We start from the raw sequence: 11,719 nt of genomic DNA, 5'->3' as shown, positions 1-11,719 counted from the left end.
GCGGCCGGACTAGACCTCCGCGGTGAAGTTGCGGGTGACGGAAGGATCGACCGGAATGCCCGGCCCGGTCGTCGTCGACACGGTGACCTTCTTCAGGTACCGCCCCTTCGACGACGACGGCTTGAGCCGCAACACCTCGTCGAGCGCCGCCCCGTAGTTCTCCGCAAGTTTCTTCTCGTCGAACGACGCCTTGCCGATGACGAAGTGCAGGTTGGCCTGCTTGTCGACGCGGAAGTTGATCTTGCCGCCCTTGATGTCGGTCACGGCCTTGGCGACGTCGGGGGTGACGGTGCCGGTCTTCGGGTTCGGCATCAGGCCGCGCGGACCCAGGATCCGGGCGATACGACCGACCTTGGCCATCTGGTCCGGCGTCGCGATGGCGGCGTCGAAGTCCAGAAATCCGCCCTGAATCTTCTCGATCAGGTCGTCGCTGCCGACGATGTCAGCTCCGGCGGCCTCGGCCTGCTCGGCTTTCTCGCCGACCGCGAACACCGCAACCCGGGCGGTCTTACCCGTGCCGTGCGGCAGGTTGACAGTGCCGCGGACCATCTGGTCGGCCTTGCGCGGGTCGACGCCGAGCCGGATCGCCACCTCGACGGTCGCGTCCTGCTTGCTCGACGACGTCTCCTTGGCAAGCTTGGCCGCCTCCAGCGGGGTGTACAGGTTACTGCGATCAACCTTCTCGGCGGCCGCGCGATATACCTTGCTGTTCTTGCTCATTGACTGTCCAATCTGTGTTGGGTCGTGGTTACCAAGCGGGCCGAAGCTGGCCCTCCCACGGGCTGCTGAGAACTACTCGACGGTTATGCCCATCGACCGCGCGGTGCCGGCGATGATCTTGGCGGCCGCATCGATGTCGTTCGCGTTGAGGTCGGACTTCTTGGTCTCGGCGATCTCGCGAACCTGGTCCCAGCTGACCTTGGCGACCTTGTTCTTGTGCGGCTCCGCCGAACCCTTACCCACACCCGCCGCCTTGAGCAGCAGCTTCGCAGCGGGCGGGGTCTTCAAGGTGAACGTGAAGCTGCGGTCCTCGTAGACCGTGATCTCCACCGGGATGACGTTGCCGCGCTGGTTCTCGGTGGCGGCGTTGTACGCCTTGCAGAACTCCATGATGTTGACGCCGTGCTGGCCGAGCGCGGGGCCGACGGGCGGCGCAGGGTTGGCCTGCCCAGCCACGATCTGCAGCTTGATCAGCCCGACGACTTTCTTCTTCTTCGGGGCCATAGGGTGTCGCTATCCTTCCTTGTACTGCCTTGTCCGGCCTTGGGATTCGGCCTCGTATGGCGTGCGATCGGCTAGATCTTGGAGACCTGGCCAAAGGTGAGTTCCACCGGCGTTTCACGGCCGAAGATCGAGACCAGCACCTTGAGCTTCTGCTGCTCGGCGTTGACCTCGCTGATGGTGGCGGGCAACGTGGCAAACGGTCCGTCCATCACCGTCACCGATTCGCCCACCTCGTAGTCGACCTCGACAACCGGACGCTCCAGCCCGCCGGTCTCGGTGGCGGCAGCGGTGCTGGCCGCACCCTTGGCGGCCTTCTTCGTCGCTCCCGGCGGCAACAGGAACTTCACCACGTCGTCGAGCGCGAGAGCCGACGGACGCGATGTCGCGCCGACGAACCCGGTGACCCCGGGCGTGTTGCGCACCGCGGCCCACGAGTCGTCGGTCAAATCCATCCGCACCAAGATGTAGCCGGGCAGCACTTTGCGGTTGACCTGCTTGCGCTGGCCGTTCTTGATTTCGGTGACCTCTTCGGTGGGCACCTCCACCTGGAAGATGTAGTCGCCGACGTCAAGGTTCTGCACGCGGGTTTCCAGGTTGGCTTTCACTTTGTTCTCGTAACCGGCGTAGGAGTGGATCACATACCAGTCGCCGGGCTTGCTACGCAGCTCTGCCTTGAGCGCGGCGGCCGGGTCCAGTTCTTCGGGCGGAGCCTCGGCGACCTGTTCGGTGCCGGCTTCCTGCACGTCGACCGCCTCACCCGCGGACGTGTCACCGTCGAAGGTAGTCACGGTTTGCAGTCCTTCCTGTCACTCTCAAGCCTCAGCCGAACACCAGTAGCACCAGCTTGGCTAGGCCGAAATCGGCGAGCCCGACGAGTGCCACCATGAAGGCCAGAAACACCAGCACCACCGAGGTGTAGGTGAGCATCTGTTTGCGGTTCGGCCAGATCACCTTCCGCATTTCGGCGACTACCTGCTTCAGGTAGTTGAAAACGAAGATGATCGGGTTCGCCGAAGCGGCGCCAGCTTTCTTCTTTGTCTTGGCGGATTTCTGTGCCTTCTTGGCCTTCGCACCTTTTGCGGACTTCTTTGATTTCTCTTCCTTGGCGACCTCGACGTCGCCCGATGACTCGGCGTCCGCGTCGGCGTCAGCTGCCTTCTGACGGGTCCGCTTGCCGGTGGGGCGCTGCGGCCGCGCCACAGGTTTTGTCACCAAAGCCGTCCGACCGCCGCTTTCCTCGGTCTCGCCGCCGTCGCTTGCGGCGTCGTTGGCAACGTCGCCTTCGTCGCTCACCGCATGCTCCTTTGTTCGCTAGCTATCCGCCGGGCCATTCCCAGTGTCCACCTATGTCACGCTACCTGTATCCGGCCCCTCCGCAGGCCCGTCCCGGCCCGCATCGTCGCCGCGCTGCCCCATTGTCCGGCTCCTCCTCAGGCCGCCCCGGCCTGCATCGTCGCCGGACGGCCTTCAGCAGGGGCGACAGGACTTGAACCTGCAACCTGCGGTTTTGGAGACCGCTGCTCTGCCAGTTGAGCTACGCCCCTTCGCGGTTGGCAGGACGGACCCAGTCCGGCCAGGCCTCCCGGCGTCGGGGCCCACATGACACGCGCGCCCTCCCCTCGGTCGATTCACGGACTCGTCGCGAAAGGGCGCAGATGCTGGGGAAACCCCGACGCCCGAGTGTACTAGATACCCGTTGAGCGCAGGAAATCCGATGTTTACCCGGTTCTGATGACCTGGCCGGATTCCTTGTCCCATTTGAGCCGCGCGGAGCCGTCGCCCTGCTGGCCCATCAGCGTTGTGAAGGCCTCGAGGACCAGCTCACCCTTGTCGTTGTGGCAGATGTTTCTCGTCACGACAATGTCGGCGCCGAACCGCTCGTCGACCGAATGAATGTCCATCCGGGCCCACAGCACATCGCCGGCGAGAATCGGCTTGTGGAACACGAACCGCTGATCAACCTGGACGATCTGCATAGTCTCCATGCCCACGTCGACGTTCTGGAAGAAGTCGGTCTGGACCAGCTTCGCGAGGATCGTCGCGAACGTCAGCGGTGCGACGATGTTGTCATAACCGAGTTCGGCCGCCGCGTCCTCGTTGTAGTAAGCCGGATGTTCGCACTTGATCGAGCTGGCGAAAGCGCGGAGTTGCTCGCGCCCCACGACGAAGGAGTCCGGATACCGCCAGATCATCCCGCGGATATCAGTTTTGAGCGCCATGCTTACGCCAGTTTCGCTGAGGCGATGGCCCGGCCGAAGATCTTTTTCCCGTCAGTGGTCGCCGTGAGAGCGATCGTCACCGACTTGTTGTCCGCATCGACCGACTTCACCCGGCCGTTGAAGACCAGCTCGGCACCCTTGCCGTCGTTGGGTACCGGCACCACGGCGGTGAACCGCACGTTGTACTCGGTGACCGCACCCGGGTCGCCGACCCACGAGGTGACGTAGCCGCCGCCGATCCCCATGGTCAGCATGCCGTGGGCGATCGCGGTGTCCAGCCCGACGACCTTGGCGATCTCGTCGTCCCAGTGGATTGGGTTCAAGTCACCCGACACCCCGGCGTAGTTCACCAGGTCCCCGCGGGTCAGCGGGTAGATCCGCTCGGGAAGCTGGTCTCCAACTTTGACCGAACTGAACTCACGCAGCGCCATCAGAAAATCCCTCTTCTCCGTCCTCACCGGCACGGCCCGCCAGGGTCGTGTAGGTCTCCTGCACAATCTCACCCGCTTCGTTGGTGATGATGTTCTTGGTCACGATGATCTGGGTGCCGTGCGCCTCCCGCATCGAATCCACCCAGACGTCGCAGTACAGCTTGTCGCCGGCCACGATCGGCATCTCGAATTTCAGCACCTGATCGACCTGGACGATTTGCGAGTCCTGGACCGCGATGTTGGCGTGCTGAAAGAACGCCGACTGTGCCTTGTAACCGAACACACAAATAAAGGTGAGGGGCGCCACCAGCGCTTTGTAGCCGAGTTCCGAGGCCGCATCCTCCGTGAAGAATGAGCCGTCGGTGTTTTGCACGGCCTCCGCGTACTCGCGGATCTTTTCCCGCTCCACCTCGTAGTGGTCGGGATAGCGGTAATGCATCCCGACAATGTCTGTAGTCAAAGCCACGGCTGTAAAACCTACCTAGTAATTCCCGGCAAATACGGTTTGGACCGACTACCGTGTCTCGCGATGTGGCTGGTGTTTGCCGCAATTGCGGCAGAACTTCTTCAGCTCCATCCGGTCGGGATCATTGCGGCGGTTCTTCTTGGTGATGTAGTTACGGTGCTTGCACACCTCGCATGCCAATGTGATCTTCGGCCGCACATCGGTACTGGAAGCCATGACGGTTCTCTCTCAGGTCTCTTTCGCACGTGTCGTTTTTTTGTTGTAGCGATGGCCGGACTCGAACCGGCGACCTAACGATTATGAGTCGTTCGCTCTAACCGACTGAGCTACATCGCCTCTGGTCCACCCCGTTCAGGGTCGGGGCCGCCAGCCCTGCTCGGCGTCCGCCGAGCCCCCTAACGGAATCGAACCGTTGACCTTTTCCTTACCATGGAAACGCTCTACCGACTGAGCTAAGGGGGCCGTTCACCCGTAGCGACCAGCCGTGCGGGTGCGCTTTCAAGGGCCTAACAGAGGTTACAGCCTGGCGCGCAACGTCACCAAACCACGCGCACGAGCCGCAGTAGCACGCCCACTAGCCCCCGTCACCGCGGGGCGGTCGAACCCAGGCGGTCGGATCGCTGAACTCGTCGAACTCCTCGTCCGGGTTTCCGGTGTTTCCTTCACCCGCCAACCCAAGGAGAGATCGCAGCGCCAGATGCACGGCACCTTGCGTGTCAAGCACGCGGTATCGGCGGATGACCTCTCGGACCAGGTCGTCGTCAACCTCGATCTCGACCTTCTTGAGCATGGCCAGGAACTACCTCCGAACTCGAGGGCCTTTAACCCGATGACGTGCCCGAAATGGTAGGTCGACTGGCAGGGTCATAGTCTGGGAGGGTGTCAGATTCAGACCGGCTGTACTTCCGTCAACTGCTTTCCGGTCGTGATTTCGCCGCGGGCGACATGTTCGCGATGCAGATGCGCAATTTCGCCTACCTGATCGGCGATCGGGAAACCGGCGACTGTGTGGTGGTCGATCCGGCCTACGCCGCCGGTGATCTGCTCGACGCGCTCGAGGCCGACGGCTTGCACCTGTCCGGCGTGCTGGTGACTCATCATCACCCGGACCATGTGGGCGGGTCGATGATGGGCTTCGAGTTGAAGGGCCTGGCCGAATTGCTGGACCGCAAAGAGGTGCCGGTACACGTCAACAGCCATGAGGCAGTTTGGGTTTCGCGGGTCACCGGGATCGGTCTGGGCGACCTGACCACGCATGAGAACCATGACAAGGTGAGCATCGGCGACATCGAAATCGAGCTGCTGCACACGCCCGGTCACACGCCGGGCAGCCAGTGTTTTCTGCTGGACGGCCGGCTGGTCGCCGGTGACACCCTGTTCCTGGAAGGCTGTGGCCGCACCGACTTTCCAGGTGGCGACGCCGACGAGATGTACCGCAGCCTGCAGCAACTCGCCCAGCTCCCCGGCGACCCGACAGTGTTCCCGGGCCATTGGTATGCAGCCGAACCAAGCGCGTCGTTGTCGGAGGTCAAGCGCTCCAACTACGTGTATCGCGCCAGAAATCTCGACCAGTGGCGAATGTTGATGGGCGGTTGAGGGACGCGAAAAGCATCCCGACCATCGTTTTACCGAATTTGGCGCCCACGATAACTGTGGTATAAGCGGGAGGTGGATTCAATGGGGTGGGTCCAAGGCTGGCCCGGGGCCACAGACTTTGGGTCCAACGCCTGGCTGGTGTGGTCGGTGTGGGCGGCGCTCGCGCTCGGCATCGTGGCGCTTGTCTTCAGCAATTATCAGATCCGGAGAAACCGCCAGCTGGCCGCTGAGCAAATTCGGCCCCATGTCGGCATGCTGATGGAACCGCATGTCACCGATTGGCATGTGATCGAAGTCGTGGTCCGCAATTTCGGCCGCACCGCCGCCTATGACATTCGATTTTCGTTTCCGACCCCACCGACCGTGGCGGCATACGAAAACGCCTCCGACGGCTACGCCGACGTCGTCGAACTACAACTCCCCCGCGAGTTGCCCACGCTGGCGCCCGGCCAGGAATGGCGGATGGTGTGGGACTCCGCTCTCGACCGCGCCGAGATCGGCAATGCCATCGAGTCCCGGTTCGAGGGGTCCGTCATCTACTACGACCGCCCCGAGCAACCGAAGGGGTGGCGGTTCTGGAAGCGCCCGCGCAAACCGCTGGAGACCAAGGTCGTACTGGACTGGGATGCCCTGCCGCCCGTTCAGCGCATCGAGTTGATGACGTCGCATGATCTGGCGAAGCGGGAGAAGCAGAAGCTGGAACTGCTGCGCAGCCTGCTCACCTACTTCCACTACGCGAGCAAGGAAACACGTCCCGAGGTGTTCCGCACCGAAATCGATCGAATCAACGCCGCCGTCCAGGAGACTCAGGACCGGTGGCGCGTTCGGCAGCTCGATCACCCTACCGACGTCAACCTGCGTTGGGGTGCCGCCGACGACGAACTGGGCAAGCATCGCAACCAGCGCGTGTGACGGTCGGCCGGCGCGTGCTGTTCGGCGCACCCCGAAGCGTTAAGCGAAGGAGTACCCCATGAGTGGCCCCGTCTTGTACACCAAGAAGGACTCCATCGCGGTCATCAGGATGGACGACGGCAAGGTGAACGCGCTGGGCCCGACCATGCAGCAGGCCCTCAACGAAGCGATCGACCAGGCCGACAGCGATGCCGTCGGGGCCCTGGTGATCACGGGTAACGAGCGGGTCTTCAGCGGCGGCTTCGACCTGAAAATCCTTACCTCCGGCCAGGTACAGCCGGCGATCGACATGCTGCGCGGCGGCTTCGAGCTGTCGTATCGCCTGTTGTCCTACCCCACGCCGGTGGTGATGGCATGCACCGGCCATGCCATCGCGATGGGGGCATTCCTGTTGTCGTCCGGCGACCACCGGGTGGCCGCCCACGCGTACAACATTCAGGCCAACGAAGTCGCGATCGGCATGACGATCCCCTATGCCGCGCTGGAGATCATGAAGCTGCGGCTGACCCAGTCGGCCTACCAGCAAGCCGCCGGGCTTGCCAAGACGTTCTTCGGTGAAACCGCGCTTGCCGCAGGCTTCGTCGACGAGATCGTGCTGCCCGAGATGGTGCGCAGCCGCGCCGAAGAAGCCGCGCAGGAATTCGCCGGTCTCAACCAGCAGGCTCACGCCGCGACCAAGCTGCGCGCGCGTGCCGATGCGCTCAAGGCCATCCGCGCCGGAATCGACGGAATAGAAGCCGAGTTCGGAATCTAGGTCCATGGCGACGACCCGCCACGCCCGGCCCCGCCGCGCTCGCGATCGCCGCTAGACGCCCTGGTATCGCCGGAACCGGTTTAGGTACGCCGGAAAGTCCCAGGTAGACAAGAACTCTCGCGCAGCCACGTACCCTTTGTCGTACTGCTCCTCAAGACGCTTTCTCGAAATATTGAAGTCCAGTGCACTGACTTCGGTCGAAACCACCCGGATAGCGCGAGCGCTGACCCACGGCTCATTCAGGCGGGTCAGATCGTGACCGAGCACCATGGTCAGTATCAGCTTCTCCAGCAACGTTGGCGGCCCAAGACGACGCAGCGGCCGCAACCCCGGGAGGGCACTCTCAATACCCTCGAAGAGCTTGGGAACCACGGTGATCCCAAATGTCGGCCAGCGTGGCGCTTTGGCGTCCGGCCGATCCAACGAGTCGATCGGAAAGGTCGACAGCAAGCCACCGTCGACCAGGGTGGACTCGACTCCGGTGGCGCTGCGCAAGGTCACCGGGCGATAAAAGAACGGGATTGCCATTGAGGCGCGCACTGCGTCAGCGACGGACTGCTCGTCGGGATCGAGACCGTAAAGGCGGCGGTAGTCCCACGGCAACCGAACGAGCTGTCCGGTCGTCAGGTCGGCGACGGTGACCACAGCCCGGTAGCGCCGCTCCTCGAGGAGGTTGTCGTCATCGATGGCCAGATCACCAAACTTGGTGACACCTAGGTTCTTTAGCTCGCCCCGGACCCAGTCGTGGGCGAAGTCACCGCGATACAGACCAGAGTCACGCAGCAGGCCCAGCGCCGGACCGAGGAATGGGATCGGCGCGCAGTCGCGCCATTTATGCAGCGGCACAGACAATCCGAGTTCTTTGACTTGCTCACTGGTCAGCTGATCGTCTTTGGATGCGGCCGCGACGATCGCGGCCACCACTGAGCCTCCCGAGACGCCGGACACCCTTTGGAACGAATATCCCTCCTCCATCAGCCTGACGATCGCACCCACCAAACCAATGAACTTGACGCCTCCGCCGGAGAGAATAAGGTCGGCGTATTTCGGATCGTCGGCCATTGGAATTCCTTTCCACCCACTTCATCTGCGGAAGCGTTCGAGGTATTGCGTCCAGTTCCAGGTGGACAGGAACGCCTCGACCGCGTCGTAGCCCTTGTGGTAGAGCGCTCCCATCTGCTCTTCCTTGATGTCGAAGTCGAGGAAACCGATGTCGGTCGAGTCCACGCGGATTGTCCGCGCGCTGACCCACGGCTGGTTGAGGTAGGCCTGATCCCGGCCCACGATCATCGTGGTGAGCACGTCTTCCAATAGGGTGGGCCCGCCGAGCCAATGCAACGGCGCCAACGCCGGGATCACCTTGTCATTGCCCTGCGGAAGATTGGGCAGCAGTGTTACTCCGAATGTGGGCCATCGCGGCGGTCTGCCGTCGGGCCGGTCGAACGAGTCGATCGGAAAGTTCGACAGCACCCCACCGTCGACCAGGGTGGACGTCAACCCGCTGGCACTTGTCAGTTTGACAGTGTGGAAGAAGAACGGAATGGACATCGAGGCGCGAACCGCATCGGCGACCTGCTGCTCATCGGGATCGAGACCGTAGACCCGACGGTAGTCCCAGGGCAACCGCACCAGTTGGCCGGTGGTCACATCAGCGACGGTTACCACCAGCCGGTAGCGCCGTTCCGCCGGTAGGGCGTCGTCGCCCAGGGCAAGGTCGCCAAAGGTGTTGACACCCAGGTTTTTCAGTTGAGACCGAATCCAGTCGTGCGCGAAATCGCCTTTGTAGATACCTTCTTCGCTGAGTAGACCCCAGGCCGGGCCGAGTATCGGGATCCCGGTGATGTGTGTCGGGTCAAGGAATTTACGGTAGGGCACTGTCATTGTGAGCTGCCTGACCTCCTCGGAGGTCAGTTGCTCGAACCCGGCGGCCAAGATCGCGCCGACAACCGAGCCGGCTGAGGTGCCCGAGATGCGCGGGATCTCGTAGCCGGCGTCCATAAGTGCGACGACAGCGCCCGACAGCCCGATGCCCTTCACACCCCCACCGGACAGCACGAGATCCGCCTTCAACGAAGTCGTCATTTGTCTCCCTCAGTGTTCGAGCTAGGTGGGGTGTCGGCGCACCGGGTTCGCCCGCTTCTGCGACACGCCTCGAAGGACGGCCGCCCGCCGTCGTCAACTACCTGCCGAAACCCAGTCGTAGGCAAGGTATTTCCCGTCGAACGTCACCACCACCCGGTCACCGGAAGGGTGCGGTTTCTTCTGGATGTCCACGCTGAAGTTGATGGCGCTCATGATGCCGTCGCCGAACTGTTCGTGGATGAGTTCCTTGATGGCCCCGCCGTATACCTGAAGCGCTTCGTAGAAGCGGTAGATGGTCGGGTCGGTGGGCACCGCACTGGGCAGTCCGCCGCGCATCGGCGGCGCCGCCAGCACCGGCACGGCCGACTCTTCGAGACCGAGCATCTCCACCAGGACCTTGCCGAGCTCGGTGGGTATCGGGTGCTGGCCGAGCAAGGCCGACGTGGTCCATACGGCGGGCCTTCCGATGGCGTCGGCCAGCTCCTGCCAGCTCAGCCCCTTGGCCAGCCGGGCAACCACAATCTGCTCGGTAATCTCGTTTCGGTTCATGAATCCAGCATGCACGTCCGCGGACATACCCGGTTCCTGCCGGTTCATACCCACCGCTGAGCCGAGCAAGCTCGACCACCCGCACTCGTCGAGTCTGCGCTGGTGGCGTCGAACCTGCGTTCAGGGCTACCCGAAGGCCGTCACCTCCACCCTGGGCGCAGTTTCGACGGCATCGACGCCGCCTGCTCAGTCCGGCTTGGTCGCGCTGACCAGACGAGTGGAAAACCAGGGCCCGCCGTACCACATGCGCCATCCCAGGTTGCGGCGCCGCACATTTCGCCAGCCCAGTTCCCGCAAGTACTCGGCATGCTGACGGGTCTCCCACAGGTCCGCAATAGCCAGCCGGCCACCCGGCCGCAACACCCGAATCGCCTCTTGCAGTGCCTGTCGGCGACCAGCCGGGGTCGGAATGTTGTGGATGGCCAGGCTGCTGACGATCACGTCGACGCTCTCGTCGGGCAACGGCAGCGCGGTCATGTCGGCGGTATGCAGCTCGATGCGGTCGGCGACGTTTTCCAGCTCGGCATTTTTCCGGGTGGCCTGCGGCGAGTTGTCGGTCTGGTCGGCTTGCCACAGATCGACGCCGATCGCCCGTCCCCGGGGCAGTCGCTTGGCTGCGGCAAGCAACACCGCACCACGTCCGCAGCCCAGGTCCAGCACCGTCTCGTCGCCGCGCAGCCGCAAGTCGTCGAGAAGCCGGTCCCACACGCGGAACTTGCCCGAGCGTGTCGCGTAGATGTACCAAGCCGCGGACGCAATCATGTCGACCGCCAAGGACGCGGCCATTGCCGCCGTGAGCCGCCTGCCACGGGCCAGGCTGCGGGCCGCCGCCACCAGCAGGGCCCCCGCTCCCGCCGCTACCCCCAGCAGCTGGGTCCGCGCCGAGACGGTGTGAAAGGACCCGTCGTAGCCGTAGTCGGCGTTGTGTTCGCGAGCTGCCATATTCACCAGCGTCCGTGATGCACGACTTCGGCGAAGGGCCGCCGATCGGGCCTGTGGATCGGGCGAAGTGGGCGATCGGCGGGATATCCGATGCCGAGCAGAAAGGCCACCAGACGGTCGTCGGGGACACCCAGGATGGCCCGCGCCTTCCCCTGATCTCCGACCGACGAATGGCCGGTGCCGATGCCCAGGTCGGTGGCGGCGATCATCATCGCCATGGTTGCCTGACCGACGTCGTAATTGTCTGTCACCTTTCTGCGTTCGTCCGGCGGTACCGGTACCACGAAGGCAATCGCGGCGGCGGCTGAGGCGATGTGGCCGGCTCCTCGCCAGACGGTGGAAAGTTCCTGCAGCTGAGTCCGGTCGGTGACGACGACGAAGTCCCATGGTTGACGGTTTTTCGCCGACGGCGCGCGCCAGCCGGCCTCGGCGATGCGGTTCAGGTCTGCGTCCGACACCGGCTCTGAGGTGTACTGCCGCACGTTGCGTCGGGCACAGATCGCATCCCAAGTCTCCATCGCTCGCCTCTCTCGCACCTTCCCGT

16 protein-coding genes, 3 tRNA genes and 1 pseudogene are annotated in these 11,719 nt (G+C 63.5%); 3 read left to right on the top strand and 17 right to left on the bottom strand.

Translation table 11 applies throughout. The features are described 5' to 3' along the window. Window positions 1-9: 9 nt before the first annotated feature. The 12 genes from rplA to A9W99_RS12950 form a co-directional block, all read right to left on the bottom strand. The gene (gene rplA / locus A9W99_RS13005) at window positions 10-720 is read right to left on the bottom strand and encodes a 50S ribosomal protein L1 (RefSeq protein WP_067377999.1); all 711 of its coding nucleotides are present in this window, start codon (window positions 718-720) and stop codon (window positions 10-12) included. Window positions 721-792: 72 nt separating this feature from the next. Next, window positions 793-1,224, bottom strand: coding sequence for a 50S ribosomal protein L11 (gene rplK, locus A9W99_RS13000; RefSeq protein ID WP_067377996.1), 432 nt, complete (start codon window positions 1,222-1,224; stop codon window positions 793-795). A gap of 71 nt (window positions 1,225-1,295) precedes the next feature. Further along, the gene (nusG, locus tag A9W99_RS12995) at window positions 1,296-2,012 is read right to left on the bottom strand and encodes a transcription termination/antitermination protein NusG (RefSeq protein ID WP_067377991.1); all 717 of its coding nucleotides are present in this window, start codon (window positions 2,010-2,012) and stop codon (window positions 1,296-1,298) included. A 31-nt stretch (window positions 2,013-2,043) separates the two neighbouring features. Continuing rightward, the gene (gene secE, locus A9W99_RS12990; RefSeq protein ID WP_067377988.1) at window positions 2,044-2,517 is read right to left on the bottom strand and encodes a preprotein translocase subunit SecE; all 474 of its coding nucleotides are present in this window, start codon (window positions 2,515-2,517) and stop codon (window positions 2,044-2,046) included. A gap of 178 nt (window positions 2,518-2,695) precedes the next feature. Then, window positions 2,696-2,768 (bottom strand) — tRNA-Trp (locus A9W99_RS12985). A 174-nt stretch (window positions 2,769-2,942) separates the two neighbouring features. Beyond that, a complete protein-coding gene (hadC, locus tag A9W99_RS12980; RefSeq protein WP_067377985.1) occupies window positions 2,943-3,443 on the bottom strand; it encodes a (3R)-hydroxyacyl-ACP dehydratase subunit HadC in 501 nt (166 codons plus the stop codon). 2 nt (window positions 3,444-3,445) lie between these two features. Beyond that, window positions 3,446-3,874, bottom strand: a complete 429-nt coding sequence (hadB, locus tag A9W99_RS12975; protein WP_067377983.1) for a (3R)-hydroxyacyl-ACP dehydratase subunit HadB — start codon at window positions 3,872-3,874, stop codon at window positions 3,446-3,448. Next, window positions 3,861-4,340: a (3R)-hydroxyacyl-ACP dehydratase subunit HadA gene (gene hadA, locus A9W99_RS12970; RefSeq protein ID WP_067377979.1), complete on the bottom strand. Its 480-nt coding sequence runs from the start codon at window positions 4,338-4,340 to the stop codon at window positions 3,861-3,863. The genes hadB and hadA overlap by 14 nt, the downstream gene beginning before the upstream one ends. Window positions 4,341-4,388: 48 nt before the next feature. Then, window positions 4,389-4,556 (bottom strand): 50S ribosomal protein L33, encoded by a 168-nt coding sequence (gene rpmG / locus A9W99_RS12965; RefSeq protein ID WP_067231004.1) that lies wholly within the window; start codon window positions 4,554-4,556, stop codon window positions 4,389-4,391. Between the two features lie 46 nt (window positions 4,557-4,602). Then, window positions 4,603-4,676, bottom strand: a tRNA-Met gene (locus A9W99_RS12960). 53 nt (window positions 4,677-4,729) lie between these two features. Further along, window positions 4,730-4,802, bottom strand: a tRNA-Thr gene (locus A9W99_RS12955). Between the two features lie 112 nt (window positions 4,803-4,914). Further along, window positions 4,915-5,130, bottom strand: a complete 216-nt coding sequence (locus A9W99_RS12950) for a type II toxin-antitoxin system VapB family antitoxin (RefSeq protein ID WP_067377975.1) — start codon at window positions 5,128-5,130, stop codon at window positions 4,915-4,917. 89 nt (window positions 5,131-5,219) lie between these two features. On the opposite strand from A9W99_RS12950, the gene A9W99_RS12945 reads away from it, so the two are divergent. The 3 genes and pseudogenes from A9W99_RS12945 to A9W99_RS12935 all read left to right on the top strand — a co-directional run bounded on the left by A9W99_RS12945 (window position 5,220) and on the right by A9W99_RS12935 (window position 7,602). After that, entirely contained in the window at window positions 5,220-5,936 is a 717-nt protein-coding gene (locus A9W99_RS12945; RefSeq protein WP_067377972.1) for an MBL fold metallo-hydrolase, read from the top strand. 81 nt (window positions 5,937-6,017) lie between these two features. After that, window positions 6,018-6,910, top strand: a pseudogene (locus A9W99_RS12940) (hypothetical protein). Then, window positions 6,907-7,602: a crotonase/enoyl-CoA hydratase family protein gene (locus A9W99_RS12935; RefSeq protein WP_067377969.1), complete on the top strand. Its 696-nt coding sequence runs from the start codon at window positions 6,907-6,909 to the stop codon at window positions 7,600-7,602. Before A9W99_RS12940 ends, A9W99_RS12935 begins: the two are co-directional and overlap by 4 nt. A gap of 51 nt (window positions 7,603-7,653) precedes the next feature. On the opposite strand, the gene A9W99_RS12930 is transcribed toward A9W99_RS12935, so the two are convergent. The 5 genes from A9W99_RS12930 to A9W99_RS12910 all read right to left on the bottom strand — a co-directional run bounded on the left by A9W99_RS12930 (window position 7,654) and on the right by A9W99_RS12910 (window position 11,693). Then, entirely contained in the window at window positions 7,654-8,664 is a 1,011-nt protein-coding gene (locus tag A9W99_RS12930) for a patatin-like phospholipase family protein (RefSeq protein WP_067377966.1), read from the bottom strand. A 21-nt stretch (window positions 8,665-8,685) separates the two neighbouring features. Continuing rightward, window positions 8,686-9,684: a patatin-like phospholipase family protein gene (locus A9W99_RS12925; RefSeq protein WP_067377964.1), complete on the bottom strand. Its 999-nt coding sequence runs from the start codon at window positions 9,682-9,684 to the stop codon at window positions 8,686-8,688. Between the two features lie 93 nt (window positions 9,685-9,777). Next, window positions 9,778-10,233, bottom strand: a complete 456-nt coding sequence (gene cynS / locus A9W99_RS12920; RefSeq protein WP_067378193.1) for a cyanase — start codon at window positions 10,231-10,233, stop codon at window positions 9,778-9,780. Window positions 10,234-10,419: 186 nt separating this feature from the next. Then, window positions 10,420-11,175 (bottom strand): class I SAM-dependent methyltransferase, encoded by a 756-nt coding sequence (locus tag A9W99_RS12915; RefSeq protein WP_067377961.1) that lies wholly within the window; start codon window positions 11,173-11,175, stop codon window positions 10,420-10,422. A 2-nt stretch (window positions 11,176-11,177) separates the two neighbouring features. Continuing rightward, a complete protein-coding gene (locus A9W99_RS12910) occupies window positions 11,178-11,693 on the bottom strand; it encodes a nitroreductase family protein (protein WP_067377959.1) in 516 nt (171 codons plus the stop codon). Window positions 11,694-11,719: the final 26 nt, after the last annotated feature.

Source organism: Mycobacterium sp. 1164966.3 (assembly GCF_001665395.1).
Lineage (GTDB): Bacteria > Actinomycetota > Actinomycetes > Mycobacteriales > Mycobacteriaceae > Mycobacterium.
This window is presented reverse-complemented; position numbering and strand designations above follow the sequence as displayed.

Coding starts and splice junctions, on each gene's coding strand:
- rplA (WP_067377999.1), bottom strand. CDS start 720: ATGAGCAAGAACAGCAAGGTATATCGCGCGGCCGCCGAGAAGGTTGAT.
- rplK (WP_067377996.1), bottom strand. CDS start 1,224: ATGGCCCCGAAGAAGAAGAAAGTCGTCGGGCTGATCAAGCTGCAGATC.
- hadC (WP_067377985.1), bottom strand. CDS start 3,443: ATGGCGCTCAAAACTGATATCCGCGGGATGATCTGGCGGTATCCGGAC.
- hadB (WP_067377983.1), bottom strand. CDS start 3,874: ATGGCGCTGCGTGAGTTCAGTTCGGTCAAAGTTGGAGACCAGCTTCCC.
- rpmG (WP_067231004.1), bottom strand. CDS start 4,556: ATGGCTTCCAGTACCGATGTGCGGCCGAAGATCACATTGGCATGCGAG.
- A9W99_RS12950 (WP_067377975.1), bottom strand. CDS start 5,130: ATGCTCAAGAAGGTCGAGATCGAGGTTGACGACGACCTGGTCCGAGAG.
- A9W99_RS12935 (WP_067377969.1), top strand. CDS start 6,907: ATGAGTGGCCCCGTCTTGTACACCAAGAAGGACTCCATCGCGGTCATC.
- A9W99_RS12930 (WP_067377966.1), bottom strand. CDS start 8,664: ATGGCCGACGATCCGAAATACGCCGACCTTATTCTCTCCGGCGGAGGC.
- A9W99_RS12925 (WP_067377964.1), bottom strand. CDS start 9,684: ATGACGACTTCGTTGAAGGCGGATCTCGTGCTGTCCGGTGGGGGTGTG.
- cynS (WP_067378193.1), bottom strand. CDS start 10,233: ATGAACCGAAACGAGATTACCGAGCAGATTGTGGTTGCCCGGCTGGCC.
- A9W99_RS12915 (WP_067377961.1), bottom strand. CDS start 11,175: ATGGCAGCTCGCGAACACAACGCCGACTACGGCTACGACGGGTCCTTT.
- A9W99_RS12910 (WP_067377959.1), bottom strand. CDS start 11,693: ATGGAGACTTGGGATGCGATCTGTGCCCGACGCAACGTGCGGCAGTAC.